At 42.6% G+C, this 25,976-nt stretch carries 33 protein-coding genes and 1 other annotated feature (1 of these 34 running past the window's edge); all 33 genes read right to left on the bottom strand.

The genetic code is table 11. The annotated features are described in order from the left end of the window. Positions 1 to 53: 53 nt before the first annotated feature. The 33 genes from secY to rplJ all read right to left on the bottom strand — a co-directional run bounded on the left by secY (position 54) and on the right by rplJ (position 25,815). Positions 54 to 1,349, bottom strand: coding sequence for a preprotein translocase subunit SecY (gene secY / locus QF06_RS19750; RefSeq protein ID WP_004399662.1), 1,296 nt, complete (start codon positions 1,347 to 1,349; stop codon positions 54 to 56). 1 nt (position 1,350) lies between these two features. Then, positions 1,351 to 1,791 carry a 50S ribosomal protein L15 gene (gene rplO, locus QF06_RS19745; protein ID WP_003225819.1) on the bottom strand — a complete coding sequence of 147 codons (441 nt, stop codon included), beginning with the start codon at positions 1,789 to 1,791 and terminating at the stop codon, positions 1,351 to 1,353. A 30-nt stretch (positions 1,792 to 1,821) separates the two neighbouring features. Then, positions 1,822 to 2,001: a 50S ribosomal protein L30 gene (gene rpmD, locus QF06_RS19740; protein WP_003156497.1), complete on the bottom strand. Its 180-nt coding sequence runs from the start codon at positions 1,999 to 2,001 to the stop codon at positions 1,822 to 1,824. A gap of 13 nt (positions 2,002 to 2,014) precedes the next feature. Further along, the gene (gene rpsE, locus QF06_RS19735) at positions 2,015 to 2,515 is read right to left on the bottom strand and encodes a 30S ribosomal protein S5 (protein WP_003328273.1); all 501 of its coding nucleotides are present in this window, start codon (positions 2,513 to 2,515) and stop codon (positions 2,015 to 2,017) included. Positions 2,516 to 2,539: 24 nt separating this feature from the next. Next, positions 2,540 to 2,902, bottom strand: a complete 363-nt coding sequence (gene rplR, locus QF06_RS19730) for a 50S ribosomal protein L18 (RefSeq protein WP_003225816.1) — start codon at positions 2,900 to 2,902, stop codon at positions 2,540 to 2,542. Between the two features lie 32 nt (positions 2,903 to 2,934). Continuing rightward, entirely contained in the window at positions 2,935 to 3,474 is a 540-nt protein-coding gene (gene rplF, locus QF06_RS19725; protein ID WP_004399690.1) for a 50S ribosomal protein L6, read from the bottom strand. Positions 3,475 to 3,503: 29 nt separating this feature from the next. Next, positions 3,504 to 3,902 carry a 30S ribosomal protein S8 gene (gene rpsH, locus QF06_RS19720; RefSeq protein ID WP_003241998.1) on the bottom strand — a complete coding sequence of 133 codons (399 nt, stop codon included), beginning with the start codon at positions 3,900 to 3,902 and terminating at the stop codon, positions 3,504 to 3,506. Positions 3,903 to 3,933: 31 nt separating this feature from the next. Beyond that, positions 3,934 to 4,119: a 30S ribosomal protein S14 gene (gene rpsN, locus QF06_RS19715; RefSeq protein ID WP_003156488.1), complete on the bottom strand. Its 186-nt coding sequence runs from the start codon at positions 4,117 to 4,119 to the stop codon at positions 3,934 to 3,936. A gap of 22 nt (positions 4,120 to 4,141) precedes the next feature. Beyond that, on the bottom strand, positions 4,142 to 4,681 hold the full coding sequence (gene rplE / locus QF06_RS19710) for a 50S ribosomal protein L5 (protein WP_003225809.1): 540 nt from the start codon (positions 4,679 to 4,681) through the stop codon (positions 4,142 to 4,144). A 26-nt stretch (positions 4,682 to 4,707) separates the two neighbouring features. Then, the gene (gene rplX / locus QF06_RS19705; RefSeq protein ID WP_003156486.1) at positions 4,708 to 5,019 is read right to left on the bottom strand and encodes a 50S ribosomal protein L24; all 312 of its coding nucleotides are present in this window, start codon (positions 5,017 to 5,019) and stop codon (positions 4,708 to 4,710) included. 37 nt (positions 5,020 to 5,056) lie between these two features. Beyond that, on the bottom strand, positions 5,057 to 5,425 hold the full coding sequence (rplN, locus tag QF06_RS19700) for a 50S ribosomal protein L14 (RefSeq protein WP_003225805.1): 369 nt from the start codon (positions 5,423 to 5,425) through the stop codon (positions 5,057 to 5,059). Positions 5,426 to 5,465: 40 nt separating this feature from the next. Then, on the bottom strand, positions 5,466 to 5,729 hold the full coding sequence (gene rpsQ / locus QF06_RS19695) for a 30S ribosomal protein S17 (RefSeq protein ID WP_003225804.1): 264 nt from the start codon (positions 5,727 to 5,729) through the stop codon (positions 5,466 to 5,468). 22 nt (positions 5,730 to 5,751) lie between these two features. Next, positions 5,752 to 5,952 carry a 50S ribosomal protein L29 gene (rpmC, locus tag QF06_RS19690; protein ID WP_003156482.1) on the bottom strand — a complete coding sequence of 67 codons (201 nt, stop codon included), beginning with the start codon at positions 5,950 to 5,952 and terminating at the stop codon, positions 5,752 to 5,754. Continuing rightward, entirely contained in the window at positions 5,942 to 6,376 is a 435-nt protein-coding gene (rplP, locus tag QF06_RS19685; protein ID WP_003225801.1) for a 50S ribosomal protein L16, read from the bottom strand. The genes rpmC and rplP overlap by 11 nt, the downstream gene beginning before the upstream one ends. Position 6,377: 1 nt before the next feature. Further along, positions 6,378 to 7,034: a 30S ribosomal protein S3 gene (gene rpsC / locus QF06_RS19680; protein WP_003235068.1), complete on the bottom strand. Its 657-nt coding sequence runs from the start codon at positions 7,032 to 7,034 to the stop codon at positions 6,378 to 6,380. A 3-nt stretch (positions 7,035 to 7,037) separates the two neighbouring features. Then, on the bottom strand, positions 7,038 to 7,379 hold the full coding sequence (rplV, locus tag QF06_RS19675; RefSeq protein ID WP_003156475.1) for a 50S ribosomal protein L22: 342 nt from the start codon (positions 7,377 to 7,379) through the stop codon (positions 7,038 to 7,040). Between the two features lie 16 nt (positions 7,380 to 7,395). Beyond that, a complete protein-coding gene (gene rpsS / locus QF06_RS19670) occupies positions 7,396 to 7,674 on the bottom strand; it encodes a 30S ribosomal protein S19 (protein ID WP_003156472.1) in 279 nt (92 codons plus the stop codon). 57 nt (positions 7,675 to 7,731) lie between these two features. Beyond that, positions 7,732 to 8,565: a 50S ribosomal protein L2 gene (gene rplB / locus QF06_RS19665; RefSeq protein ID WP_003225795.1), complete on the bottom strand. Its 834-nt coding sequence runs from the start codon at positions 8,563 to 8,565 to the stop codon at positions 7,732 to 7,734. Positions 8,566 to 8,596: 31 nt separating this feature from the next. Continuing rightward, entirely contained in the window at positions 8,597 to 8,884 is a 288-nt protein-coding gene (gene rplW / locus QF06_RS19660; protein ID WP_003156467.1) for a 50S ribosomal protein L23, read from the bottom strand. After that, a complete protein-coding gene (gene rplD / locus QF06_RS19655; RefSeq protein WP_004399658.1) occupies positions 8,884 to 9,507 on the bottom strand; it encodes a 50S ribosomal protein L4 in 624 nt (207 codons plus the stop codon). The genes rplW and rplD overlap by 1 nt, the downstream gene beginning before the upstream one ends. A 27-nt stretch (positions 9,508 to 9,534) precedes the next feature. Continuing rightward, complete coding sequence (rplC, locus tag QF06_RS19650; protein ID WP_004399671.1) at positions 9,535 to 10,164, bottom strand: 50S ribosomal protein L3; 630 nt, start codon at positions 10,162 to 10,164, stop codon at positions 9,535 to 9,537. A gap of 39 nt (positions 10,165 to 10,203) precedes the next feature. Next, positions 10,204 to 10,512: a 30S ribosomal protein S10 gene (rpsJ, locus tag QF06_RS19645; RefSeq protein WP_003156464.1), complete on the bottom strand. Its 309-nt coding sequence runs from the start codon at positions 10,510 to 10,512 to the stop codon at positions 10,204 to 10,206. A gap of 236 nt (positions 10,513 to 10,748) precedes the next feature. Next, complete coding sequence (locus QF06_RS19640) at positions 10,749 to 11,705, bottom strand: alpha/beta fold hydrolase (protein ID WP_003235060.1); 957 nt, start codon at positions 11,703 to 11,705, stop codon at positions 10,749 to 10,751. Positions 11,706 to 11,803: 98 nt separating this feature from the next. Then, on the bottom strand, positions 11,804 to 12,994 hold the full coding sequence (gene tuf, locus QF06_RS19635; protein WP_003235058.1) for an elongation factor Tu: 1,191 nt from the start codon (positions 12,992 to 12,994) through the stop codon (positions 11,804 to 11,806). A gap of 119 nt (positions 12,995 to 13,113) precedes the next feature. Continuing rightward, positions 13,114 to 15,192 (bottom strand): elongation factor G, encoded by a 2,079-nt coding sequence (gene fusA / locus QF06_RS19630; RefSeq protein ID WP_003235056.1) that lies wholly within the window; start codon positions 15,190 to 15,192, stop codon positions 13,114 to 13,116. A 53-nt stretch (positions 15,193 to 15,245) separates the two neighbouring features. Then, complete coding sequence (gene rpsG, locus QF06_RS19625) at positions 15,246 to 15,716, bottom strand: 30S ribosomal protein S7 (RefSeq protein ID WP_003225784.1); 471 nt, start codon at positions 15,714 to 15,716, stop codon at positions 15,246 to 15,248. Between the two features lie 41 nt (positions 15,717 to 15,757). Further along, the gene (rpsL, locus tag QF06_RS19620; protein WP_003225781.1) at positions 15,758 to 16,174 is read right to left on the bottom strand and encodes a 30S ribosomal protein S12; all 417 of its coding nucleotides are present in this window, start codon (positions 16,172 to 16,174) and stop codon (positions 15,758 to 15,760) included. Between the two features lie 113 nt (positions 16,175 to 16,287). After that, a complete protein-coding gene (locus QF06_RS19615) occupies positions 16,288 to 16,536 on the bottom strand; it encodes a 50S ribosomal protein L7ae-like protein (RefSeq protein ID WP_003225778.1) in 249 nt (82 codons plus the stop codon). A 178-nt stretch (positions 16,537 to 16,714) separates the two neighbouring features. Next, the gene (gene rpoC, locus QF06_RS19610) at positions 16,715 to 20,314 is read right to left on the bottom strand and encodes a DNA-directed RNA polymerase subunit beta' (RefSeq protein ID WP_004399688.1); all 3,600 of its coding nucleotides are present in this window, start codon (positions 20,312 to 20,314) and stop codon (positions 16,715 to 16,717) included. 61 nt (positions 20,315 to 20,375) lie between these two features. Further along, the gene (rpoB, locus tag QF06_RS19605; protein WP_009966326.1) at positions 20,376 to 23,957 is read right to left on the bottom strand and encodes a DNA-directed RNA polymerase subunit beta; all 3,582 of its coding nucleotides are present in this window, start codon (positions 23,955 to 23,957) and stop codon (positions 20,376 to 20,378) included. Positions 23,958 to 24,202: 245 nt separating this feature from the next. After that, a complete protein-coding gene (locus QF06_RS19600; protein WP_003235045.1) occupies positions 24,203 to 24,808 on the bottom strand; it encodes a class I SAM-dependent methyltransferase in 606 nt (201 codons plus the stop codon). An 89-nt stretch (positions 24,809 to 24,897) separates the two neighbouring features. After that, positions 24,898 to 25,269 carry a 50S ribosomal protein L7/L12 gene (gene rplL, locus QF06_RS19595; protein WP_003156436.1) on the bottom strand — a complete coding sequence of 124 codons (372 nt, stop codon included), beginning with the start codon at positions 25,267 to 25,269 and terminating at the stop codon, positions 24,898 to 24,900. 45 nt (positions 25,270 to 25,314) lie between these two features. Then, positions 25,315 to 25,815, bottom strand: a complete 501-nt coding sequence (rplJ, locus tag QF06_RS19590; RefSeq protein ID WP_003235042.1) for a 50S ribosomal protein L10 — start codon at positions 25,813 to 25,815, stop codon at positions 25,315 to 25,317. Between the two features lie 65 nt (positions 25,816 to 25,880). Further along, positions 25,881 to 25,976 (bottom strand) — a sequence feature (ribosomal protein L10 leader region); it runs 45 nt beyond the window's last position.

Genomic DNA, 25,976 nt, shown 5'->3' with positions numbered 1-25,976 from the left:
CGGATTTCCCCCGTCCTCTCTTTATTAAGAGGGAATGGATAAATCCATTTCCTCTAGTTTTTCATAAATCCACGGTAGTTTCGTTTCACCAACTGGCTTTCTAGTTGTTTCATTGTCTCCAAGGCTACCCCGACAACAATTAACAAAGATGTTCCGCCAATTTGTGCACTTTGAGGCAATCCAGCGAATTGAATGAAAAAGATAGGAAGAATGGAAATCACGGCTAAGAATATAGAACCCACAAACGTAAGTCGATACAAAATGCTCGTAATTCTATCTTGAGTCATTTTCCCTGGACGAACCCCCGGGATATAGCCACCCTGTTTTTTAAGGTTATCAGCCATTTGTTCAGGGTTTACCTGTACAAAAGCATAAAAGTACGTAAAGGCAATAATCAACGCAACATATATCGCCATACCCACCGGATGCGTATTATCAAAGTTGTTTTGAATCCACTTTGTCACATCGTTTGTTCCAAAGAATGACGCGATCGTCCGCGGCGTTATCAAAAACGCAACCGCAAAGATTACCGGAATAACCCCTGCAGGATTCACTTTCAATGGAAGGTGTGTAGACTGACCTCCGCCAGCAGGTGAACGACCTGTGCCTTTAGCATATTGAATCGCAATTTTCCGTACGGCTTGCTGAATGAAAATAACTCCAACAATAACTGCTAAAATCGCAATCACAAGAAGTGCGACTTTCACAATATGAATAAACAACTGATCGTTGCTGCCGACAAATTGAGTCTCATATATTTGCCCAATTGTTTTTGGAATACTTGACACAATCCCCGCGAAGATAATGATCGATATTCCGTTGCCTACTCCATGAGAAGTAATTTGTTCCCCAAGCCACATTAAAAAGGCAGTTCCGCCAGTGAGCACTAAAGCAATGATAAGATATGTCGATACACCGGATTTTTCGATCAGCATACCGTTTGCCAGATTGTTGAATCCATATGACATACCTAACGCTTGGATGAAACCAAGCACAATCGTAAAGTACCTTGTGAACTGAGCTAATTTACGGCGGCCAACTTCACCTTGCTTAGACCACTCGGTAAACTTCGGTACAACATCCATCTGAAGCAGCTGAATGATGATCGAAGCCGTGATATAAGGAGTAATTCCCATTGCGAAAATGGAAAATTGGTAAAGCGCACCGCCGCCGAATGTATTAAGGAGATCAAAAACACCCATTTGAGACTGCGCCTGTAACGCTTCAGCGTTAACGTAAGGCACAGGAATAAACGCACCTATGCGAAAGACGATAAGCATGAGTAAAGTGAATATGATTTTATTCCTGATATCACTCACACGCATAAAGTTGGAGATTGTTTTAAACAAGTTAGATCACCTCAGCTGTACCGCCAGCAGCTTCAACAGCTTCTTTCGCAGAAGCAGAGAATTTATTGGCTTTTACAGTTAATTTTTTCTCTAATTTACCGTTGCCAAGAATCTTTACTCCTGCATTAAGTTTGCTAATAACACCAGTCTCTAGAAGAAGTTCAGGAGTGACTTCCGTTCCTTCTGCAAAACCGTTCAATTTGTCTAGGTTGACTACAGCGTATTCCTTGCGGTTGATGTTAGTGAAACCGCGTTTAGGAAGACGTTGGAATAAAGGCATTTGTCCCCCCTCGAATCCAGGGCGTACACCGCCGCCAGAACGAGCGTTTTGACCTTTGTGACCTTTACCAGCTGTTTTACCGTTGCCAGAACCAATACCACGACCTACGCGATTACGCGTTTTGCGTGAACCTTCTGAAGGTTTTAATTCATGAAGTTTCATTAGGACACCTCCTTATCCGATCAAATATTTTTATTGTTCTTTAACAGAAACTAAATGAGATACTTTATTAATCATACCACGGATCGCAGCGTTGTCTTCATGAACAACAGTTTGGTTTGTTTTCTTTAAACCAAGTGTTCTTACAGTAACGCGTTGGTCTTCCGGGCGACCGATTACACTTCGTTTGAGGGTAATTTCTAATTTAGCCATTAATGTTCCCTCCTTATCCTAACAGTTCTTCTACAGATTTTCCACGAAGCTTCGCAACGTCTTCAGCACGTTTAAGTTCACTTAAACCTTGAAGTGTTGCACGAATCATGTTGATCGGTGTGTTAGAACCTAAAGACTTAGAAAGGATATCAGCTACACCAGCTAGCTCAAGTACCGCACGTACAGGGCCTCCAGCGATAACTCCAGTACCTTCAGAAGCAGGTTTTAACAAGATGTTACCTGCACCGAAACGTCCGATGATTTCGTGTGGAATTGTAGTTCCAACCATTGGTACTTCAATCAAATTCTTTTTCGCATCTTCAACAGCTTTGCGGATCGCTTCTGGTACTTCTTGTGCTTTACCAGTACCGAATCCTACGTGTCCGTTTTTGTCACCGACAACGACTAGAGCTGCGAAGCGGAAACGACGACCACCTTTAACAACTTTCGCTACGCGGTTAACCGTAACTAAGCGTTCTTCTAACTCTAATTTGCTTGGGTCAATACGACGCATAATCATGTGTCCCTCCTTCTTTTATTAAAATTTAAGTCCAGCTTCACGAGCGGCATCAGCCAAAGCTTTTACACGTCCATGGTATAAGTATCCGCCACGGTCAAATACTACGTCAGAAATGCCTTTTTCAGCAGCGCGTTTTGCAACTAATTCTCCAACTTTAGTAGCAGCAGAAGTATCTCCAGTGCTTTCAACGTTCAAGTCTTTATCGAGAGTAGATGCACTAGCAAGTGTTACACCATTTACATCATCGATGATTTGAGCGTAAATGTGCTTGTTAGAACGGAAAACGTTCAGGCGCGGTCTTTCAGCAGTACCGGAAAGTTTAGCGCGAACACGAGCGTGTCTTTTAAGACGAGCAGCATTTTTGCTAGTTTTCGTAATCATCTAGGTCACTCCTTTCTTCACTTTAAGCGATCTTACTTAGCAGATTTACCTTCTTTACGGCGAACAACTTCACCTTCGTAGCGGATTCCTTTACCTTTGTAAGGCTCTGGAGAACGTACAGCGCGGATGTTAGCAGCAATAGCTCCTACACGTTCTTTGTCTGTACCTTTTACAACTACTTTTGTTTGAGAAGGAACTTCGATTTCGATGCCTTCTTCAGGAACGATCTCAACAGGATGAGAGTATCCAACGTTTAAAACAAGTTTATTTCCGGATTTAGAAGCACGGTAACCGACACCGACTAATTCCAAACCTCTTTCAAATCCTTTAGATACACCTTCAACCATGTTGCCAAGCAGACTGCGAGTCGTACCATGCAGGGCACGGTGCTCTTTTTGATCAGAAGGACGAGCGACTGTAAGCACATTGTCCTCTACTTTAATCTCCATATCAGGGTGAAACGTACGAGTTAATTCTCCTTTTGGTCCTTTCACAGCTACAGTGTTGTTATCATTTAACGTTACTGTAACATCAGAAGGAATCTCAAGTAGCTTCTTACCTACACGAGACATACCAAACACCTCCATTCATGTTAAACTTCTTACCAAACGTATGCTAGAACTTCTCCACCAGCTTGTTTTGCACGGGCTTCTTTGTCCGTTAAAACACCTTGTGATGTAGAAATAATCGCGATTCCAAGACCGTTAAGTACGCGAGGTACTTCATTAGATTTAGCATAAACACGCAAACCAGGCTTGCTGATTCTTTTAAGACCAGTGATAACGCGCTCGTTGTTTTGTCCGTATTTCAAGAAAACGCGGATGATACCTTGTTTGCTGTCTTCTACGAACTCAACGTCACGAATGAAACCTTCACGCTTTAAAATTTCAGCAATTTCTCTTTTCAATTTAGAAGCAGGAATTTCAAGCTTCTCATGACGTACCATGTTTGCATTGCGAATACGAGTTAGCATATCTGCAATTGGATCTGTCATAACCATTATATAATTACCTCCTTCCCTTTCTTGGGGATTACCAGCTGGCTTTTTTCACGCCAGGAATTTGTCCTTTATATGCAAGCTCACGGAAACAAATACGGCAAAGTTTAAATTTACGAATGACTGAATGCGGACGTCCGCAGCGTTCACAGCGTGTGTACTCTTGTACTTTAAACTTTGGTGTACGTTGTTGTTTCGCAATCATAGACTTTTTAGCCACGATTTCGCCTCCCTTTCATTGATTATTTCTGGAACGGCATACCTACTTGAGTTAATAGCTCACGAGCTTCTTCGTCAGTATTAGCAGTTGTTACGATAACGATGTCCATTCCGCGAACCTTTGTTACTTTATCGTAGTCAATTTCAGGGAAGATTAACTGTTCTTTGATACCAAGTGTGTAGTTACCGCGACCGTCGAAAGATTTTTTAGAAACCCCGCGGAAGTCACGTACACGCGGTAAAGATACAGAAATAAGTTTATCAAGGAAATCATACATGCGCTCTCCGCGAAGAGTTACTTTCGCACCGATAGGCATTCCCTCACGAAGACGGAATCCAGCAATTGATTTCTTCGCACGAGTAACGACAGGTTTTTGACCTGCGATAAACGTTAATTCCTCAACAGCACTGTCGATTGCTTTGGCGTTTTGAACAGCGTCACCAACACCCATGTTGATTACGATTTTTTCGATTTTAGGCACTTGCATGACTGAATCATAGTTGAACTTAGTCATTAAAGCAGGTGCAATTTCTTTATTGTACTTTTCTTTAAGGCGGTTCATGAGATAGACCTCCCTTCCTTTTAATACTATTTATCTAGAACTTGCCCAGATTTTTTTGCTACACGAACTTTTTTGCCATCTTCCACTTTGTATCCTACGCGAGTCACTTCACCTGTTTTAGGATCGAGCGGCATAACGTTTGATACATGAATTGGCGCCTCTTGATTAGAAATACCGCCTTGAGGGTTAGCTTGAGTTGGTTTAGAGTGTTTCTTTACCATGTTAACACCTTCAACTAAAACGCGGTCCTTTTTAGGGAAAGCAGCAAGGATTGTTCCTTGTTTGCCTTTATCTTTACCAGAGATAACCATAACTTTATCGCCTTTTTTTACATGCATCCTGATCGCACCTCCTTGAGTAAGGCATTTATTTCAATTAGATAACTTCTGGAGCTAGAGAAACAATTTTCATAAAGTTGTTTTCACGCAATTCACGAGCAACTGGTCCGAAGATACGAGTTCCGCGTGGGCTCTTGTCGTCACGGATGATAACACATGCATTCTCATCGAAGCTGATGTATGAACCGTCACTTCTGCGCGCTCCGCTTTTAGTGCGAACGATAACAGCTTTTACGACTTCACCTTTTTTGACAACGCCTCCTGGTGTTGCTTGTTTAACCGTGCAAACAATTACATCACCAATGTTAGCTGTTTTACGTCCAGAACCACCAAGAACTTTAATAGTAAGTACTTCACGTGCGCCAGAGTTGTCAGCTACTTTTAAACGAGTCTCTTGTTGAATCATTATTTGTTACCTCCCTTCGGAAAAAGAATTCCGAACTTTATTAGATAATAACAGCTTCTTCGACAACTTCAACTAGACGGAAACGCTTAGTTGCAGACAATGGACGAGTTTCCATGATCTTAACGATGTCACCGATTTTAGCTTGATTATTTTCATCATGTGCTTTGAATTTTTTTGAGTATTTTACGCGTTTACCGTAAAGTGTATGTTTTTTGTATGTCTCAACAACAACAGTAATGGTTTTATCCATTTTGTCAGAAACAACACGGCCTTGGTAAACTTTGCGTTGGTTACGTTCGCTCATGCTCACGACCTCCCCTCAGTGATTATTTATTAGCAGCAATTTCTCTTTCACGAATCACAGTTTTCATGCGCGCGATAGCTTTGCGCACTTCACGAATGCGAGCAGTATTTTCAAGTTGTCCTGTCGCTAATTGAAAGCGAAGATTGAAAAGTTCTTCTTTAAGAGACTTTACTTTTTGTTCAATTTCAGCAGTGGTAAGGTCACGAATTTCATTAGCTTTCATTTGATTCACCACCAATTTCTTCACGTTTTACGAACTTCGTTTTAATTGGCAATTTGTGAGATGCAAGGCGAAGCGCTTCACGAGCAACCTCTTCAGACACACCAGAAATTTCAAATAAAACTTTGCCCGGTTTTACAACAGCTACCCAACCTTCTGGAGCCCCTTTACCGGATCCCATACGTACCTCAAGTGGTTTAGCAGTGTAAGGTTTAGAAGGGAAAATTTTGATCCAAACTTTACCGCCACGTTTCATGTAACGAGTCATCGCAATACGTGCAGCTTCGATTTGACGGTTAGTAATCCAAGAAGCTTCTAGAGCTTGGATACCGAATTCTCCGAAATGTACTTCAGTACCGCCTTTCGCACGGCCACGCATTTTTCCGCGATGCTCTCTGCGATATTTAACGCGTTTTGGTAATAACATATTATTTTCCTCCTTCCTCATTTTTCTTCTTAGTAGGAAGAACCTCTCCACGATAGATCCAGACTTTTACACCAAGCTTACCGTAAGTAGTATCAGCTTCAGATGTTGCATAGTCAATGTCCGCACGTAATGTGTGCAATGGAACAGTTCCTTCACTGTAGTATTCAGAACGAGCGATATCTGCACCGCCAAGACGACCAGAAACCATTGTTTTCACACCTTGTGCTCCAGCACGCATAGTACGTTGGATTTGTTGTTTCTGCGCACGGCGGAAAGAAACACGGTTTTCTAATTGACGAGCGATGTTGTCAGCAACTAGCTGTGCATCAAGATCTGCTCTTTTGATTTCAAGAATGTTAATGTGTACACGCTTGCCAGTAAGGCTGTTAAGGGCTTTGCGAAGTGCTTCGACTTCAGAACCGCCTTTACCGATAACCATACCAGGCTTAGCTGTGTGGATCGTAATGTTAACGCGGTTTGCTGCACGCTCAATTTCTACTTTAGAAACAGAAGCGTCAGAAAGGCGTTTGCTAATGTATTCACGAATTTTTAAATCTTCGTGCAGGAAGTCAGCGTAATCTTTACCAGCGTACCACTTAGATTCCCAATCACGAATGACTCCGATACGAAGACCGACTGGATTTACCTTTTGACCCACTACTTATCCCTCCTTCTTTTCTGATACAACGATTGTAATGTGGCTCGTACGTTTGTTGATTTGGCTCGCACGTCCCATAGCACGTGGGCGGAATCTTTTTAACGTAGGGCCTTCGTCAACGAATGCTTGAGAAATAACCAGGTTGTTAGCGTCCATTTCATAGTTATGCTCAGCATTTGCAATAGCGGATTTTAATACTTTCTCGATAATTGGAGAAGCAGCTCTTGGTGTAAGGTTCAAGATTGATACTGCCTCACCTACTTGCTTGCCTCGAATCAGGTCCATTACTAGACGTGCTTTACGAGGAGCAATACGGACTGTTCTTGCAACAGCTTTAGCTTGCATTTAAAAGCCTCCTCTCTTAGCGTCTTGTTTTTTTGTCATCACTAGCATGACCTTTGTACGTACGAGTTGGAGCGAATTCACCCAACTTGTGCCCTACCATATCTTCAGAGATGAATACAGGCACGTGTTTACGTCCGTCATAGACTGCGATTGTGTGACCAATAAACTGTGGGAAAATAGTAGAACGACGAGACCAAGTTTTTACGACTTGTTTCTTGTCTGTTTCATTTAATTTCTCGATTTTAGTCATCAAGTGTCCATCGACAAATGGTCCTTTTTTTAAGCTGCGAGCCATTTTGGAACCTCCCTTCGTGATTGCACTACGGTCCGAAAAGAACCGTAGACAACCCCGTTATTTATTTTTACGACGACGTACGATAAATTTATCGGATTTGTTCTTTTTCTTACGAGTCTTGAATCCAAGAGTTGGTTTGCCCCATGGAGACATTGGTGATTTACGTCCGATTGGCGCACGTCCTTCACCACCACCGTGTGGGTGATCGTTAGGGTTCATTACAGAACCACGAACTGTAGGACGGATGCCTTTCCAGCGAGAACGTCCAGCTTTACCAATGTTGATAAGTTCGTGCTGTTCGTTACCTACTTGACCGATAGAAGCACGGCAAGCAGAAAGGATCATGCGAACTTCACCAGAGTTAAGACGTACAAGAACGTATTTACCTTCTTTACCAAGAACCTGAGCAGATGTACCAGCTGAACGTACAAGCTGTCCGCCTTTACCAGGTTTTAATTCAATGTTATGCACAACTGTACCAACAGGGATGTTGATAAGTGGAAGTGCATTACCTACTTTAATGTCAGCTTCAGGACCTGACATGATTTCAGTACCTACTTGAATTCCTTTAGGAGCAAGAATGTAACGTTTTTCTCCGTCTGCATAGTTGATTAGAGCGATGTTAGCTGAACGGTTTGGATCGTATTCAACTGTAGCAACGCGTCCAGGTATACCATCTTTATCGCGTTTGAAGTCGATAACACGGTATTGGCGTTTATGTCCGCCACCTTGGTGACGTACAGTCAATTTACCTTGGTTGTTACGTCCGCCTTTTTTGTGAAGGGGAGCAAGCAAGGATTTTTCCGGCTTGTCAGTCGTGATTTCAGCAAAATCTGAAGTTGTCATGCCACGACGTCCATTAGAGGTCGGTTTATACTTTTTAATCGCCATTTTGAATTTCCCTCCTTCTTTTTACAGATAATTAAGCTTCAAAAATTTCGATTTCTTTGCTGTCTGCAGTAAGTTTTACGATCGCTTTTCTGCGACGGCTAGTCATACCAGTGTAGCGTCCAACACGTTTTGATTTGCCTTTGTAGTTCATGATGTTGACTTTGTCAACTTTCACTCCAAAGATGCTTTCAACCGCGTCTTTCACTTCTGTTTTGTTAGCTCTTACATCAACTTCAAAAGTATATTTTTTTTCAGTCATTAAATCGGCAGAACGTTCAGTAATGACGGGGCGCTTTAGAACATCACGAGGATCTTTCATTATGCAAGCACCTCCTCTACTTTTTCAACCGCTGCTTTTGTAATCAGAAGCTTCTCGTGGTTGACAACGTCTAAAACGTTGATTCCGTTAGCTTCAACAACAGTAACTCCAGGAATGTTACGAGCAGATAATGCTACTGCTTCGTTTGCATCCGCAGTTACGATTAAAGCTTTTTTCTCAACAGATAATCCTTTAAGGATAGCTGCCATTTCTTTTGTTTTAGCCGTATCAAGAGTAAGATCTTCAAGAACGATGATGTTGTTGTCGATCACTTTAGAAGACAATACTGATTTGATTGCCAAGCGGCGAACTTTTTTAGGTAATTTATAAGAATAGCTGCGTGGTGTTGGGCCGAATACGACACCACCTCCGCGCCATTGCGGTGAACGGATTGAACCTTGACGGGCACGTCCAGTACCTTTTTGACGCCATGGTTTACGACCTCCGCCGCGTACTTCAGAACGATTTTTTACTTTGTGAGTTCCTTGACGTAAGGAAGCTCTTTGCATAAGAATAGCGTCGAATACAACACTCTCATTTGGTTCGATACCAAATACAGAAGCGTTTAATTCGATGTCACCAGCAGTAGAACCGTTTTGGTTGTATAATGCTACTTTTGGCATAATCAATTTCCTCCTTTCCTAAGAGAATTATTTAGATTTAACAGCACTTTTAACAGTGATTAAAGATTTCTTCGCACCAGGTACGTTACCTTTGATCAAAAGAAGATTGCGTTCTGCATCAACTTTTACGATTTCAAGGTTTTGAACAGTGATTTGCTCTCCGCCCATACGTCCAGGTAATAATTTACCTTTGAATACACGGTTAGGATCTACAGGTCCCATTGAACCAGGACGACGGTGGTAGCGTGAACCGTGAGACATAGGTCCGCGAGATTGTCCGTGGCGCTTGATCGCACCTTGGAAACCTTTACCTTTAGATACTCCTGTTACATCTACGATTTCTCCAGCAGAGAAAATTTCAACCTTGACTTCCTGACCAACTTCATACGCATCCATTTCCACTCCGCGTAATTCTTTAACGAAGCGCTTAGGAGCAGTTTCCGCTTTTGCAACGTGCCCTTTTTCAGGTTTGTTAGAAAGCTTTTCACGCTTGTCGTCAAAACCAAGCTGGATTGCTTCGTAACCGTCGTTTTCAGCTGTTTTCTTTTGAAGAACAACGTTTGGAGCAGCCTCGATAACAGTTACCGGAATAAGATCACCATTCTCAGCGAATACTTGCGTCATACCAATTTTTCTTCCTAAGATTCCTTTGGTCATTCGTCACACCTCCTATTAAGATCATTCTATATTTTAGAATTAAAGTTTAATTTCGATATCGACACCAGATGGTAAGTCTAATCGCATAAGAGCATCAACAGTTTGTGGTGTTGGGTTCACAATGTCGATTAAACGTTTATGTGTACGCATTTCAAATTGCTCACGAGAATCTTTGTATTTGTGCACCGCACGAAGGATTGTGTAAACTGATTTTTCAGTTGGCAACGGAATCGGACCAGATACGCTGGCACCAGAACGTTTTGCCGTTTCAACAATCTTCTCTGCAGATTGATCAAGGATTCTATGATCATATGCTTTCAAACGAATACGAATTTTTTGTTTTGCCATTATTTTCCCTCCTTTTCGCCTACATCACGTTAGACAGTTCTCCGTGAGAAAAACCTGAACACCTTGCCATGGCAAAGCGGCCGGGTGTGTCAGCAACCTCTCACTTCATCGCAGTCAAAGACCAACATACACCATTATACAGAAAATAGGCGCATGTTGCAAGACTTATTTAAAATATGCATGATTTGCACACTTTTTTTATTATACAGGGGTTTTTCTTATTTATCAAGGATCTATCATAAATGGTGTCGTGCATGCCGACTTAATGTGTTCGCGAATAATGATGGCTCCTCAATATGCGGGGTGTGAGCTGAATTCTCAAATTGAAACCAGCGCTTTTCAGGTGCCTCAAGTTCTTGATAATACTGTTTCGATATTTCTGCAGGAACAATTAAGTCATGTTTCCCTGAAATGAAAACACACGGTACTTTAATAGAAGGAACTGATGTAAAAGCATTAAACCGGTACAACTCATCAGTTAAATGTTTTTTACTGAAGCGCAATCCATTAAGGAAGCTGTGCATGTTCCGCACTCCATACTCATTGCCAGTAAGCATTTGAAATAATACAGCGAGAGATTGACGATGACGGTGAGTGAATCCTCCCCTGGTTAGCTCAACACAAAACCGATAGATAAGGTGCTGGATATCCTGCTTCCAAGGCGGAGCACCAATGAAACGTGTAAGGAAAGATAATATGCTGGCTTTTTTTGATTCGGAAATTTCACGAATATGTTGATAAGCAGTTGATTCTTCATCTTGCGGGTTAACAACCTGGCTGATTCCATAATACGTGTAAAATAAATCAGGACGCTGCTGCAGCACATGAAGCGCCAGTATTGATCCCCAAGAATGACCGGCTAGGTAAAGTTTTGATTTTGAAAAATGAGCTAAAAGCCATTGAGTGACTTGGATTGTATCTTTAATGAAGTGATTTATTGTCATAGAGTGATGCGAAATTCGCTTAGAATAAGAAAGCCCCGATCCTCTCTGATCCCAATGAACTACTGTAAAATACTGTTCCAGCTCTTTTTGATAATGTCTAACATATCCGATTTGCGGCGTTCCCGGCCCGCCATGTAAAAAAAGCAGCAATGGATTTTTCACGTCAACTCCATTAATCATCAGCATTTGCTTTGTATTTCCAATGCTTAGTTCTTTCATGATTGCGATTGATTTCTTTTCAGGAATCATAAATATTAACCCCTCGAATATGATAGATCCTATTATACAAGAAAAAGATAAGCAAACAAAAAACGAGACCCACAGGGGTCTCGTTTAAAACCATACTATTACTCAGTGATTGTAGAAACAACGCCTGAACCAACAGTACGTCCGCCTTCACGAATAGAGAAACGAGTTCCTTCTTCGATAGCGATTGTAGAAATAAGTTCAACGTTCATTTCAGTGTTATCTCCAGGCATAACCATTTCTACGCCTTCTGGAAGATGGATGATACCAGTTACGTCAGTTGTACGGAAGTAGAACTGAGGACGGTAGTTAGAGAAGAATGGAGTATGACGTCCACCCTCTTCTTTAGAAAGAACGTAAACTTCAGCTTTGAATTTGCTGTGTGGAGTGATTGTACCTGGTTTAGCAAGTACTTGACCACGTTGGATTTCTTCACGAGATACACCGCGAAGAAGGGCACCAATGTTGTCACCAGCTTCAGCGTAATCAAGAAGCTTACGGAACATTTCAACACCTGTAACAGTTGTTTTCTTGTTCTCTTCTTGAAGACCGATGATTTCAACTTCGTCACCGACTTTAACTTGTCCGCGTTCTACACGGCCAGTAGCAACTGTACCACGACCAGTGATTGAGAATACGTCCTCAACTGGCATCATGAATGGTTTTTCAGTGTCGCGTTCTGGAGTTGGGATGTACTCATCAACCGCATCCATAAGTTCGAAGATTTTAGCTTCCCACTCAGCGTCTCCTTCAAGAGCTTTAAGAGCAGAACCTTTAACAACTGGTACATCATCACCAGGGAAGTCGTATTCGCTAAGAAGATCGCGAACTTCCATTTCAACTAGTTCAAGAAGCTCTTCGTCGTCTACCATGTCGCATTTGTTTAAGAATACAACGATGTATGGTACACCAACGTTTTTAGAAAGAAGGATGTGCTCACGAGTTTGTGGCATTGGGCCATCAGCAGCAGATACTACAAGGATAGCTCCGTCCATTTGCGCAGCACCAGTGATCATGTTTTTAACATAGTCAGCGTGTCCTGGGCAGTCAACGTGTGCATAGTGACGAGTTTCAGTTTCGTACTCAACGTGTGCAGTAGAGATTGTGATACCGCGCTCGCGTTCTTCTGGAGCACCATCAATTTGATCGTACGCCATAGCTGTACCTTTACCAGATTTCTTATGAAGTACTGTTGTGATAGCAGCAGTTAAAGTTGTTTTACCATGGTCAACGTGTCCAATTGTACCAATATTGGCATGTGATTTGGAACGGTCGAATTTTTCTTTAGCCATTCTAAAATCCTCCTTAAGAGCTTTTAATTAGTAATGTATAGAGTGATAGGAAGTGAAAGAAAGCTTTCACTTCCTCATCTTACAATAGTAGTTATACTTGAGTTAAGCGGCAAAATCAATTATTCGCCTTTATTTTTTTTGATAATTTCTTCTGCGACGCTCTTCGGCACTTCTTCGTAGTGATCCATGTGCATAGTGAACGTACCGCGACCTTGCGTATTAGAACGAAGTGCAGTAGCGTAACCGAACATTTCAGCAAGAGGAACCATAGCACGAACAACTTGAGCGTTACCGCGTGCTTCCATACCTTCTACGCGTCCGCGACGTGAAGTGATATCACCCATGATATCTCCCATATATTCTTCTGGAATAACCACTTCCACTTTCATGATTGGTTCAAGAAGAACTGGGTTACATTTGCTGACTGCATTTTTCAATGCCATAGAAGCAGCGACTTTAAATGCCATTTCGTTTGAGTCAACATCATGGTAAGAACCGTCGAAAAGTTTAGCTTTAATGTCGATAAGCGGGAAGCCTGCTAGTACACCATTTTCGAGTGCATCTTCCAGACCTGCTTGAACAGCTGGGATGTATTCACGAGGAACGACCCCACCGACAATCGCATTTTCAAATTCAAAGCCAGCGCCTTCTTCGTTTGGTTCGAATTCGATCCAAACGTGTCCGAACTGACCGCGTCCACCAGACTGACGTACGAATTTACCTTCAACTTTTGCACCGGTACGGAATGTTTCACGGTACGCAACTTGAGGAGCACCAACATTGGCTTCTACTTTAAATTCGCGTTTCATACGGTCAACAATGATATCAAGGTGAAGTTCACCCATACCAGAGATGATCGTTTGGCCAGTTTCTGGGTTTGTTTGAGTACGGAATGTAGGATCTTCTTCAGCAAGTTTCGCTAAAGCGATACCCATTTTATCTTGGTCAGCTTTTGATTTAGGCTCAATAGCAACGTCGATAACTGGTTCTGGGAATTCCATTGACTCAAGGATAACAAGATCCTTCTCATCACATAGAGTATCTCCAGTAGTTGTATCTTTTAGACCTACAGCAGCTGCGATATCCCCTGCGTATACAGTAGAGATTTCTTCACGGCTGTTAGCGTGCATTTGAAGAATACGTCCAACACGCTCACGTTTGCCTTTAGTAGAGTTTTTCACGTATGAACCAGAATCAAGTGTTCCAGAGTACACACGGAAGAACGTCAACTTACCAACGTAAGGGTCAGTCATAACTTTAAATGCTAATGCAGAGAATGGCTCTTCGTCAGAAGAATGACGCTCAATCTCTTCATTTGTATCAGGACGTGTACCTTTGATTGCAGCAACGTCAGTTGGTGCAGGAAGGTAGTCAAGAACAGCATCAAGTACTAGTTGAACACCTTTGTTTTTGAAGGCAGAACCAACAAGAACAGGGTAGAATTCAACATTTAATGTACCTTTACGAATTCCTGCTTTTAACTCGTCAATTGTGATTTCTTCACCCTCAAGGTACTTATCCATAAGCTCTTCATCAAGCTCACATACAGCTTCAATAAGGCTGTTGCGAAGCTCTTCAGCTTGCTCTTTGTACTCTTCAGGGATTTCTTTTGCATCAGAACGAGTTCCGAGGTCATCTTCGTAGAAATACGCAACGTTTTCTACAAGGTCAATGATACCTTCGAAGTTATCTTCAGCACCGATCGGCAATTGAATTGCATGAGCGTTTGCTTGAAGACGGTCTCTTAAAGTTCCTACAGAGTAAAGGAAGTCTGCACCGATTTTGTCCATTTTGTTAACAAAAACGATACGCGGTACTCCATAAGTTGTTGCCTGACGCCAAACAGTTTCTGTTTGAGGCTCAACGCCTGATTGCGCGTCAAGTACAGCAACAGCACCATCAAGTACACGAAGAGAACGTTCAACTTCAACTGTGAAGTCTACGTGTCCTGGAGTATCGATGATGTTTACGCGGTATCCTTTCCACTGTGCAGTAGTCGCAGCGGAAGTGATTGTGATACCACGTTCTTGTTCCTGCTCCATCCAGTCCATTTGTGAAGCTCCTTCATGAGTTTCACCAATTTTGTGGATACGACCAGTATAGAACAAGATACGTTCTGTAGTAGTCGTTTTACCGGCATCGATGTGAGCCATGATACCGATATTACGAGTTTTTTCTAAGGAGAACTCTCTTGCCATTGGGTAATTTCTCCTTCCTTATTAGGAAATTGTGTTTTGTTAATCTATAAATCCTACCAGCGATAGTGAGCAAATGCTTTGTTTGCTTCAGCCATCTTATGAGTGTCTTCACGTTTCTTAACAGCAGCACCAGTGTTGTTAGCTGCGTCAAGGATTTCGTTAGCTAAACGCTCTTCCATCGTTTTTTCTCCACGAAGACGAGCGTAGTTAACTAACCAGCGAAGTCCAAGAGTCGTACGACGTTCAGGACGAACTTCTACAGGAACTTGGTAGTTCGCACCACCTACACGGCGTGCTTTTACTTCAAGTACAGGCATGATGTTTTTCAATGCTTGTTCGAAAACCTCCATTGCATCATTGCCAGTACGTTCTTTAATGATATCGAATGACTTGTATAGGATCGTTTGAGACTTACCTTTTTTACCATCGATCATCATTTTGTTGATTAAACGAGATACAAGCTTAGAGTTGTAAATCGGATCAGGTAAAACATCTCTTTTTGCTACAGGACCTTTACGTGGCATCTGAATATCCTCCCTTCATCAATTATGCGTATTTTCGTATATTATTTTGCTTTAGGTTTTTTCGTACCGTATTTAGAACGGCCTTGTGCACGGTTTTCAACTCCAGCAGTATCAAGCGCACCACGAACGATGTGGTAACGTACCCCTGGTAAGTCTTTTACACGTCCGCCGCGGATAAGTACAACACTGTGCTCTTGCAGGTTGTGACCGATACCAGGAATGTAAGCAGTAACCTCGATTCCGTTAGTCAAACGAACACGAGCATATTTACGAAGTGCTGAGTTCGGTTTTTTCGGTGTCATTGTACCAACACGAGTACATACCCCGCGTTTTTGTGGAGAAGATACGTTAGTGTGCTCTTTTTTAAAGCTGTTGTATCCTTTGTTAAGTGCAGGAGACTTTGAGTTTTCTACTTTACTCACGCGTCCTTTGCGAATTAGCTGATTAATTGTAGGCATGAATTTTTCCTCCCTTCATTACGTTTTATAACCCACATACCCAGGTGGTTCATCAAAAGGCAAAAAACAATGTCTTTACACAAGATGGAATCTTACGCAAAAACAAAAGTACGTTATAAAATAATGGCAACAGCGGCTGCTCCTACCTCAATTCCGCAGGCTTTGCCGAGCTTTTTCATGGATTCAACCATTGAGACAGAGATACCTTGATCTTCAGCAAGTGAAACAACACTTGACGTGAGTATCGGATCTGCGTCTTTTGCAACGACTACTTCCTTTACTGAACCTCGCTTTAGAGCTTTCACTGTTTGCTTCGTACCAATAATAATTGATTTGGCCTGTGATACTTTATCATAAGACATAAACATATCCTCCAAAGTAACAGGTTTATTTCGAGCACCTTGGTTATATTATCATTCTAGGAGACGAATGTCAACAAGGTATGACATTTTTTAGATTCGTTCTTCTCATAGAGTGACTTTTTCATAAATATATCTGCTGAAAGACTGTTTTTGCAGTCTTTCAGCAGAGTTAAATCAGTTATTCAACCGGGACCATATCGTCAGTCGGCTGAACATTTGATACTGGTTTTACTTTACGGTATTTCATCATTCCTGTACCTGCTGGAACAAGCTTACCGATGATAACATTCTCTTTCAAGCCGAGAAGCTCGTCACGCTTACCTTTGATCGCTGCATCTGTAAGGACACGTGTTGTTTCCTGGAAGGAAGCAGCAGATAAGAATGAATCAGTTTCAAGAGATGCTTTTGTAATACCGAGTAAGACAGGACGGCCTGTAGCTGGTCGGTTGCCTTCAAGCAATACCTTTTTGTTCGCTTCAGTAAATTGGTGAATATCAAGCAATGTACCTGGAAGCACATCAGTGTCACCGGCATCAATCACGCGTACTTTGCGAAGCATCTGGCGAACCATTACTTCTACGTGTTTATCACCGATTTCAACACCCTGCATACGGTAAACCTTTTGAACCTCATGGAGAAGATACTCTTGAACAGTCGTCAGGTCAGTCACTTTAAGAAGTTCTTTCGGATCGATTGAACCTTCTGTCAGTACTTGGCCTCGAGTAATTTTATCTCCTTCCGCTACTTTCAGGCGGGAGTTGTAAGGTGCCGTATAAGAACGTGTTTCCACTGCGCCTTGAACCACAATTTCCTGTTGCTTATCACGAACTTCATTGATCTCAACGACTGTACCGTCGATTTCTGTAATTGTTGCCTGACCTTTCGGATTACGCGCTTCGAAAAGCTCTTGGATACGCGGAAGACCCTGTGTGATATCGTCTCCGGCAACCCCGCCTGTATGGAATGTACGCATTGTTAACTGTGTACCAGGCTCACCGATTGATTGGGCAGCAATGATTCCGACAGCTTCACCGACTTCAACATCGGAGCCAGTTGCAAGATTTCGGCCATAGCATCGTTTACATACACCATGAGGCGTATTACATGTGAAGGCAGAACGGATCCACACTTCTTCAATGCCGGCTTCGACAATCTCCAGTGCTTTATCTTCATCGATCAGTTCGTTTTCATTCACAAGCACTTCACCTGTTTCAGGGTGCTTCACTTGTTTTCTTGCAAAACGTCCGATTAAGCGTTCTTCTAAGCGCTCAATTGTTTCAGTTCCTTCTTTAAGAGGCTTAGCAAGAATGCCTCGGTCAGTTCCGCAATCAGTTTCACGGATGATAACATCCTGAGCAACGTCAACGAGACGGCGTGTAAGGTAACCTGAGTCAGCAGTTTTAAGAGCGGTATCGGCAAGACCTTTACGCGCACCGTGTGTGGAGATAAAGTACTCCAATACTGTCAGACCTTCACGGAAACTTGATTTGATCGGCAACTCAATGATACGTCCAGCCGGGTTGGCCATCAGGCCGCGCATTCCGGCAAGCTGCGTAAAGTTAGATGCGTTACCACGGGCACCAGAGTCACTCATCATGTAGATCGGGTTGAGTTCATCAAGTGATTTCATCAGTTTGCCTTGGATAACGTCTTTTGCAGCACTCCAGATAGAGATGACTCTCTCATAGCGTTCTTCTTCAGTGATAAGACCGCGGCGGAATTGCTTCATAACGTTGTCAACTTTGCTTTGCGCTTCCTCAAGAATTTCTTGTTTATCATCGAGTACGACGATGTCAGAAACCCCAACTGTAATACCAGCTTTAGTTGAATATTTGAAACCTAGGTTTTTCATGCGGTCAAGCATTTTAGACGTTTCCGTAATATGGAATCGTTTAAAGATTTCCGCGATGATTTTACCCAGAATGCCTTTTTTAAACGGCGCATTGATTGGCTGCTGTGCGATAACAGCTTTAACATCAGCACCTTTTTCTAAGAAGAAACGGTCAGGTGTTTTCTCTTCAATGTTGCTCTTCGTTGGTTCATTCATGTAAGGGAATGATTCCGGAAGAATTTCATTGAAGACAAGCTTACCGACAGTTGTAATTAACAATTTTGAGCGCTGTTCTTCGGTAAATGTCACATTCTTAAGTGAGTTAGCTGCAACAGCTACTCTCGTATGAAGGTGAACATATCCGTTTTGATAAGCAAGAAGCGCTTCGTCTGTATTCTTGAAGACCATACCTTCACCGACAGCACCGGCACGCTCAAGTGTCAGGTAATAGTTACCTAGTACCATATCCTGAGACGGTGTTACAACCGGTTTACCATCTTTAGGGTTCAAGATGTTTTGAGCAGCAAGCATCAAGATGCGTGCTTCAGCTTGTGCTTCAGCAGATAATGGTACGTGAACCGCCATTTGGTCACCGTCAAAGTCAGCGTTGTAAGCTGTACATACGAGCGGGTGAAGACGGATTGCGCGTCCTTCAACAAGCGTTGGTTCAAACGCCTGGATACCTAATCTGTGAAGTGTAGGGGCACGGTTCAGCAGTACCGGATGCTCCTTAATAACTGATTCTAGTACATCCCAAACTTCAGGCTGTACGCGCTCAATTTTGCGTTTCGCACTCTTAATGTTGTGAGCAAGACCTTTTTCAACAAGTTCTTTCATAACGAAAGGTTTGAAAAGTTCAAGTGCCATTTCCTTCGGTAATCCGCATTGGTACATTTTCAAATGAGGACCAACAACGATTACAGAACGTCCGGAGTAATCGACACGTTTACCAAGAAGGTTTTGACGGAAACGGCCTTGCTTCCCTTTCAGCATGTGAGAAAGAGATTTTAACGGTCTGTTTCCAGGACCTGTTACAGGGCGTCCGCGGCGGCCGTTGTCAATTAGGGCATCGACAGCCTCTTGAAGCATACGCTTTTCGTTTTGAACGATGATGCTAGGCGCACCAAGGTCCAAAAGGCGTTTCAAACGATTGTTACGGTTGATGACACGACGATAAAGGTCATTCAAATCAGAAGTCGCAAAACGTCCGCCATCTAGCTGAACCATCGGTCTAAGCTCCGGAGGAATAACAGGAAGCACATCAAGGATCATCCAAGAAGGCTTGTTTCCTGAGTTACGGAAGGCTTCTAAAACTTCAAGACGTTTGATCGCACGAGTACGGCGTTGTCCTTGTGAAGTTTTCAGCTCTTCTTTTAACATATCAACTTCTTTTACAAGATCGATATCTTGAAGAAGTTTATGAATTGCTTCAGCACCCATAGATGCTTGGAATTTATTACCGTATTTATCAAGATAAGCACGGTATTCTTTCTCAGACAGAAGCTGTTTCTTTTCAAGCGGTGTATTCGCCGGATCAGTTACAACGTAAGAAGCAAAGTAAATGACTTCTTCTAAAGCACGAGGTGACATATCCAGCACAAGACCCATACGGCTTGGAATACCTTTGAAATACCAAATGTGGGAAACTGGGGCAGCCAGTTCAATGTGCCCCATTCTCTCACGACGGACTTTAGCCCGTGTTACTTCGACTCCGCAGCGGTCACAAACTACGCCTTTATAACGAACTCGCTTGTACTTCCCGCAATGACATTCCCAGTCCTTAGTAGGTCCGAAAATGCGTTCGCAGAATAGACCGTCCTTTTCAGGTTTTAACGTACGATAGTTTATCGTTTCAGGCTTTTTCACTTCACCAAAAGACCATGAACGGATTTTATCTGGTGAAGCAAGACCGATGTTCATATACTCAAAATTGTTCACATCTAGCAAGGGGCCTACCTCCCTTTTTATCTTCGGATTAACCGATGTCACTTGCCTTTATAACTAGAGATTATTCTTTTGTTACTACATCGCGTTCAACGTCTGCAGATGCTGTTTCTTCCGGCTCTTCATCACCTGATAATGCCAGGCCGTCAGCTTGTTTCGCATCTTCTTCGTCTTCTAAATCTCTCATTTCTATTTCTTCTTCATCACCAGAAAGGATTTTGACATCCATACCTAAGCTTTGAAGTTCTTTGATTAATACTTTGAATGATTCCGGAACACCTGGTTCAGGAACATTGTCGCCTTTAACGATGGCTTCGTATGTTTTCACACGTCCAACCACGTCATCAGACTTAACAGTCAGAATTTCTTGAAGAGTGTAAGCCGCACCGTAAGCTTCAAGTGCCCAAACCTCCATCTCACCAAAACGCTGTCCGCCAAATTGCGCTTTACCGCCAAGAGGCTGCTGCGTAACAAGTGAGTAAGGGCCTGTAGAGCGTGCATGAAGCTTATCGTCAACCATGTGAGCTAGTTTGATCATGTACATGATACCGACAGATACACGGTTATCAAACGGCTCTCCAGTACGTCCGTCGTAAAGCACTGTTTTGGCGTCACGAGACATGCCGGCTTCTTCAAGTGTTTCCCAGACATCCTCTTCTCGCGCTCCGTCAAATACAGGAGATGCAATGTGAATGCCAAGGTAACGAGCGGCCATACCCATGTGAAGTTCCAATACCTGCCCGATGTTCATACGTGATGGTACGCCCAGCGGGTTAAGCATGATATCAATCGGTGTGCCGTCAGGAAGGTAAGGCATATCCTCTTCAGGAAGAATCTTAGAGATAACACCTTTGTTACCGTGACGACCGGCCATTTTATCCCCTTCAGAAATCTTACGTTTCTGAACGATATATACGCGTACTAACTGGTTAACACCTGGAGGAAGTTCGTCTCCGTCTTCACGGTTGAAGACTTTAACGTCATGGATAATTCCGCCGCCGCCGTGAGGCACACGAAGAGAAGTATCACGAACCTCGCGGGCTTTCTCGCCAAAAATGGCGTGAAGAAGGCGTTCTTCTGCAGTCAGTTCAGTTACGCCTTTAGGCGTTACTTTACCAACAAGAAGATCTCCGTCTTTTACTTCTGCCCCAATACGGATGATTCCGCGGTCATCAAGATTGCGAAGCGCATCTTCACCGACGTTTGGAATATCGCGAGTGATTTCTTCAGGTCCAAGTTTCGTATCACGTGCTTCTGATTCGTATTCTTCAATGTGGATAGATGTATAAACATCATCCTTCACTAGGCGTTCACTCATGATGATGGCATCCTCATAGTTGTAGCCATCCCATGTCATGAAGCCGACCATTACGTTACGGCCAAGTGCAAGTTCACCAAGCTCCATAGAAGGACCGTCAGCAAGGATTTCTCCTTTTACCACTTCATCGCCGACACTTACGATCGGACGCTGGTTGTAGCACGTACCTTGGTTAGAGCGGACAAATTTCAGCAGGCTGTATTTATCCAGGTTTCCTTTTACTTTTTGACCGTCTACTTCTTCATAACGGCGAACCCAAACGTTTTTCGCTTCTACGCGTTCAACGATACCAGGGTGTTTACAAATAACAGCGGCACCAGAGTCTTTTCCTGATACGTATTCCATACCAGTTCCAACAAATGGAGCTTCCGGCTGCATCAAAGGCACAGCCTGACGCTGCATGTTCGCTCCCATGAGGGCACGGTTGGAGTCATCGTTTTCTAAGAACGGGATACATGCTGTCGCAGCAGATACAACCTGCTTAGGCGATACATCCATGTAGTCTACACGGTTTCTGGAAACAACAGTGTTCTCCCCGCGGAAACGAGCTACGATGCTGTCATCAATAAAGGCGCCTTCGTCATCAAGACGAGCATTCGCTTGAGCGACAACATAGTTATCCTCTTCATCAGCAGTTAAGTAATCGATTCTGCCCGTTACCTTCCCTGTTTCAGGGTCAACGCGGCGATATGGCGTTTCAATAAAGCCAAAACGGTTTACTTTTGCATAAGATGATAGTGAGTTGATCAAACCGATGTTCGGGCCCTCAGGCGTTTCAATCGGACACATACGGCCATAGTGGGAGTAGTGAACGTCACGCACTTCCATTCCGGCACGCTCACGTGTCAATCCGCCCGGTCCTAATGCTGACAGACGACGCTTGTGCGTTAATTCAGCAAGCGGGTTCGTCTGATCCATGAATTGAGAAAGCTGTGAGCTTCCAAAGAACTCTTTAATGGACGCAATAACAGGACGAATATTGATCAGCTGCTGAGGCGTAATTGTATTCGTATCTTGAATTGACATTCTCTCACGAACCACACGCTCCATACGGCTTAAACCGATACGGAATTGGTTCTGAAGAAGCTCGCCTACAGAACGTAAACGGCGGTTTCCAAGATGATCGATATCATCTGTGTCGCCTACTCCGTGCAGCAAGTTGAAGAAGTAGCTGATTGAAGAAATAATATCAGCAGGCGTGATGTTTTTAATCTCTTCTTCGATGTAAGCATTGCCGATTACATTAATAACCTGTTCTCCTTCTTGATCAGTCGGAGCAAAGATTTTAATTGATTGAAGAGTCACTTCATCTTCAACAACGCCGCCATTCGGATACAGCTTTCTAAAACCGATTCCGTTTTCTAAGTATGGCAGTACTTTATCAAGTGTTCTTCTATCAAGAATCTGGCCTTTTTCAGCAAGGATTTCTCCTGTTTCAGGATCAACAAGCGTTTCAGCAAGTCTCTGATTGAAGAGGCGATTCTTAATATGAAGTTTTTTATTAATTTTATAGCGTCCTACATTGGCAAGATCGTATCGTTTCGGATCAAAGAAACGAGAATCAAGCAAGCTTTTCGCATTTTCTACTGTAGGCGGCTCTCCAGGACGGAGACGCTCGTAAATTTCCAGCAACGCTTTGTCGCTGTTTTCTGTGTTATCTTTATCAAGCGTATTTCGCAGGTATTCGTTTTCTCCTATGAGATCAAGAATCTCTTGATCGGAGCCGAAGCCGAGAGCACGCAAAAGAACCGTAACCGGCAACTTACGTGTGCGATCAATGCGGACATAAACAACATCTTTCGCATCAGTTTCGTATTCTAACCATGCGCCACGGTTTGGAATGACAGTTGCGGTAAAACCTTTTTTACCGTTTTTGTCTACTTTACCACTGAAATATACACTTGGAGACCGAACAAGCTGGGAAACGATAACACGTTCCGCACCGTTAATGATAAAAGTACCTGTATCTGTCATAATAGGGAAATCACCCATGAAGACATCTTGGTCTTTTACCTCTCCAGTTTCTTTGTTAATTAAACGAACCTTCACTCTTAGCGGAGCTGAGTAAGTCACATCACGTTCTTTTGATTCCTCTACAGGATATTTAGGCTCACCTAAACTATAATCAATGAACTCAAGAGAGAGGTTACCAGTGAAATCCTCAATTGGTGATATGTCTTGAAACATCTCTCTAAGACCCTCATCAAGAAACCACTGATAAGAAGAGGTTTGAATTTCAATGAGATTTGGTAATTCTAACACTTCGCTAATGCGAGCATAGCTTCTGCGCTGGCGGTGTCGTCCATACTGAACTAGTTGACCTGTCAACTGATTCACCCCTCAAATCATGCGTATTATATGTGTAATAAGCATTTCTTCCAAAGAAAGAAAATACTTTTACAAGACAAAAGAAAAAAGGGTTTCTAATTAAGAAAACCACATCCAAAAACAAATACCGATTTTATTAGCATTTCCATACTTGTATAATTTATACATAGATATTGACAATTCATCATATCAAGCAAAATATATACATTGGCATTTTACAATATTAACATAGTTAAAATACCGAGTCAAACTTTTTTTGCTTTTATGATATAATAGCCTTTCTTTTTTTGAACGACGGAAACTTCATCGAACAGTTCCTCGAGCTTTTCAATGGCAGAAGGCGCGCCTTGCTTTTTCTGTATGACGATCCACAATTCACCTGAAGCTTTTAAGTGTTCAGCGCTTTTCTCAAAGATAGCATGGACAACTTTTTTTCCGGCTCGGATTGGGGGATTTGTAAGAATAGAAGCAAATGTTTGAGCAGAATCAACGTTTGAAAACAAATCGCTTTGATAAATCTTAACGTTTGTTATTCCGTTTTGTTCCGCATTTTCATTTGATAGTTCTACGGCTCTCTCATTAACGTCAATCATGTGGATAGTCCGGTCTTTAAAGTCGCTGGCGAGCGATAAACCAATCGGGCCGTACCCGCAGCCTACATCCAAAATGCCGCCCTCAACCTCAGGCTCTTCAAAAGAATCAATCAGCAGGCGGGAGCCGAAATCAACTTCTTTTTTAGAAAAAACCCCGCTGTCGCTGGTAAACGTGAAATCTTTATTCCGAAGCCTAAAAGACCAGGTTTGCTTGTTGCTTTTTACTGAAGGTTTTTCTGAATAATAGTGCTCACTCATTATTAGAACCTCCTTTTTTCATGGCTTAAAGAATGGCAAAGAAAAAGCTCGCCTCATAAAAGCGAGCTTCCCCTACAGGTAAGTGAAGATTACTTAACTTCTACAGAAGCGCCAACTTCTTCAAGTTTAGCTTTAAGCTCTTCAGCTTCTTCTTTAGCAATACCTTCTTTAAGTGGTTTTGGAGTGTTGTCAACAAGTTCTTTAGCTTCTTTCAAGCCAAGACCAGTGATTTCACGTACAACTTTGATAACTTTGATTTTTTGAGATCCTGCACCAGCAAGGATAAGATCGAATTCGCTTTGCTCTTCAGCAGCTCCGCCTGCAGCAGCTCCGCCAGCTACAGCTACAGGAGCAGCAGCAGTTACGCCAAATTCTTCTTCGATTGCTTTTACTAGGTCGTTCAATTCAAGTACAGTTGCTTCTTTAACGGAAGCAATGATTTCTTCGATATTTAAAGCCATTTGTAATTCCTCCATTTTGTTTTAATTTATGAAAAACTGATTAGATTAAGCGCCTTGTTCTTCCTTTTGTTCTGCCACAGCTTTTGCAGCAAGAGCAAGGTTGCGAACTGGAGCTTGAAGTACGCTAAGCAACATAGAAAGCAAGCCTTCGCGTGATGGAAGTTCAGCAAGAGCTTTCACTTCTTCAACAGTAGAAACTTTACCTTCGATAACGCCAGCTTTGATTTCAAGAGCTTCGTGATTTTTAGCGAAGTCATTAAGAACTTTAGCCGGAGCGACAACATCTTCAGTGCTGAATGCGATCGCGTTCGGTCCAGTTAAGAAATCATTCAAACCATTAAGCTCAGCTTGTTCAACCGCACGGCGAGTCATCGTATTTTTGTAAACTTTGAACTCAACGTTAGCTTCGCGAAGCTGTTTACGAAGTTCAGTTACTTCAGAAACGTTAAGTCCGCGATAGTCAACGATGATCGTTGATTTACTTTCTTTCAGTTTAGAAGCAATTTCTTCAACAACAACTTTTTTTGTTTCAATTGCGCTGCTCATGGTTACACCTCCTGTAGATTCTTGTGTAACACTTATACCGTTAGGTGATCACGACTGAGACGACGGATTCCATATAAAAAGCCTCCATGAGACATGGAGGCTGTATATACAAGCATACGTAACGTAATAGCTGTGATAATATACACCTCGGTAGGATAATT

It is taken from the genome of Bacillus sp. YP1 (assembly GCF_000877815.1).
Lineage (GTDB): Bacteria > Bacillota > Bacilli > Bacillales > Bacillaceae > Bacillus > Bacillus subtilis.
The sequence above is the reverse complement of the archived record's forward strand: the minus strand, read 5'-3'. Positions and strand labels throughout refer to the sequence as shown.

What these genes read in the sequence shown, in the direction of transcription:
- rplO (WP_003225819.1), bottom strand. Translation starts at nt 1,791, where the DNA reads ATGAAACTTCATGAATTAAAACCTTCAGAAGGTTCACGCAAAACGCGT.
- rpmD (WP_003156497.1), bottom strand. Translation starts at nt 2,001, where the DNA reads ATGGCTAAATTAGAAATTACCCTCAAACGAAGTGTAATCGGTCGCCCG.
- rpsE (WP_003328273.1), bottom strand. Translation starts at nt 2,515, where the DNA reads ATGCGTCGTATTGACCCAAGCAAATTAGAGTTAGAAGAACGCTTAGTT.
- rplR (WP_003225816.1), bottom strand. Translation starts at nt 2,902, where the DNA reads ATGATTACGAAAACTAGCAAAAATGCTGCTCGTCTTAAAAGACACGCT.
- rplF (WP_004399690.1), bottom strand. Translation starts at nt 3,474, where the DNA reads ATGTCTCGTGTAGGTAAGAAGCTACTTGAGATTCCTTCTGATGTTACA.
- rpsH (WP_003241998.1), bottom strand. Translation starts at nt 3,902, where the DNA reads ATGGTTATGACAGATCCAATTGCAGATATGCTAACTCGTATTCGCAAT.
- rplE (WP_003225809.1), bottom strand. Translation starts at nt 4,681, where the DNA reads ATGAACCGCCTTAAAGAAAAGTACAATAAAGAAATTGCACCTGCTTTA.
- rplX (WP_003156486.1), bottom strand. Translation starts at nt 5,019, where the DNA reads ATGCATGTAAAAAAAGGCGATAAAGTTATGGTTATCTCTGGTAAAGAT.
- rplN (WP_003225805.1), bottom strand. Translation starts at nt 5,425, where the DNA reads ATGATTCAACAAGAGACTCGTTTAAAAGTAGCTGACAACTCTGGCGCA.
- rpsQ (WP_003225804.1), bottom strand. Translation starts at nt 5,729, where the DNA reads ATGAGCGAACGTAACCAACGCAAAGTTTACCAAGGCCGTGTTGTTTCT.
- rpmC (WP_003156482.1), bottom strand. Translation starts at nt 5,952, where the DNA reads ATGAAAGCTAATGAAATTCGTGACCTTACCACTGCTGAAATTGAACAA.
- rplP (WP_003225801.1), bottom strand. Translation starts at nt 6,376, where the DNA reads ATGTTATTACCAAAACGCGTTAAATATCGCAGAGAGCATCGCGGAAAA.
- rplV (WP_003156475.1), bottom strand. Translation starts at nt 7,379, where the DNA reads ATGCAAGCTAAAGCTGTTGCAAGAACAGTCCGTATTGCTCCTCGTAAA.
- rpsS (WP_003156472.1), bottom strand. Translation starts at nt 7,674, where the DNA reads ATGGCTCGCAGCTTAAAAAAAGGACCATTTGTCGATGGACACTTGATG.
- rplB (WP_003225795.1), bottom strand. Translation starts at nt 8,565, where the DNA reads ATGGCGATTAAAAAGTATAAACCGACCTCTAATGGACGTCGTGGCATG.
- rplW (WP_003156467.1), bottom strand. Translation starts at nt 8,884, where the DNA reads ATGAAAGATCCTCGTGATGTTCTAAAGCGCCCCGTCATTACTGAACGT.
- rplD (WP_004399658.1), bottom strand. Translation starts at nt 9,507, where the DNA reads ATGCCAAAAGTAGCATTATACAACCAAAACGGTTCTACTGCTGGTGAC.
- rplC (WP_004399671.1), bottom strand. Translation starts at nt 10,164, where the DNA reads ATGACCAAAGGAATCTTAGGAAGAAAAATTGGTATGACGCAAGTATTC.
- rpsJ (WP_003156464.1), bottom strand. Translation starts at nt 10,512, where the DNA reads ATGGCAAAACAAAAAATTCGTATTCGTTTGAAAGCATATGATCATAGA.
- QF06_RS19640 (WP_003235060.1), bottom strand. Translation starts at nt 11,705, where the DNA reads ATGATTCCTGAAAAGAAATCAATCGCAATCATGAAAGAACTAAGCATT.
- tuf (WP_003235058.1), bottom strand. Translation starts at nt 12,994, where the DNA reads ATGGCTAAAGAAAAATTCGACCGTTCCAAATCACATGCCAATATTGGT.
- fusA (WP_003235056.1), bottom strand. Translation starts at nt 15,192, where the DNA reads ATGGCAAGAGAGTTCTCCTTAGAAAAAACTCGTAATATCGGTATCATG.
- rpsG (WP_003225784.1), bottom strand. Translation starts at nt 15,716, where the DNA reads ATGCCACGTAAAGGTCCTGTAGCAAAAAGAGATGTTTTACCTGATCCG.
- rpsL (WP_003225781.1), bottom strand. Translation starts at nt 16,174, where the DNA reads ATGCCTACAATTAATCAGCTAATTCGCAAAGGACGCGTGAGTAAAGTA.
- QF06_RS19615 (WP_003225778.1), bottom strand. Translation starts at nt 16,536, where the DNA reads ATGTCTTATGATAAAGTATCACAGGCCAAATCAATTATTATTGGTACG.
- QF06_RS19600 (WP_003235045.1), bottom strand. Translation starts at nt 24,808, where the DNA reads ATGAGTGAGCACTATTATTCAGAAAAACCTTCAGTAAAAAGCAACAAG.
- rplL (WP_003156436.1), bottom strand. Translation starts at nt 25,269, where the DNA reads ATGGCTTTAAATATCGAAGAAATCATTGCTTCCGTTAAAGAAGCAACT.
- rplJ (WP_003235042.1), bottom strand. Translation starts at nt 25,815, where the DNA reads ATGAGCAGCGCAATTGAAACAAAAAAAGTTGTTGTTGAAGAAATTGCT.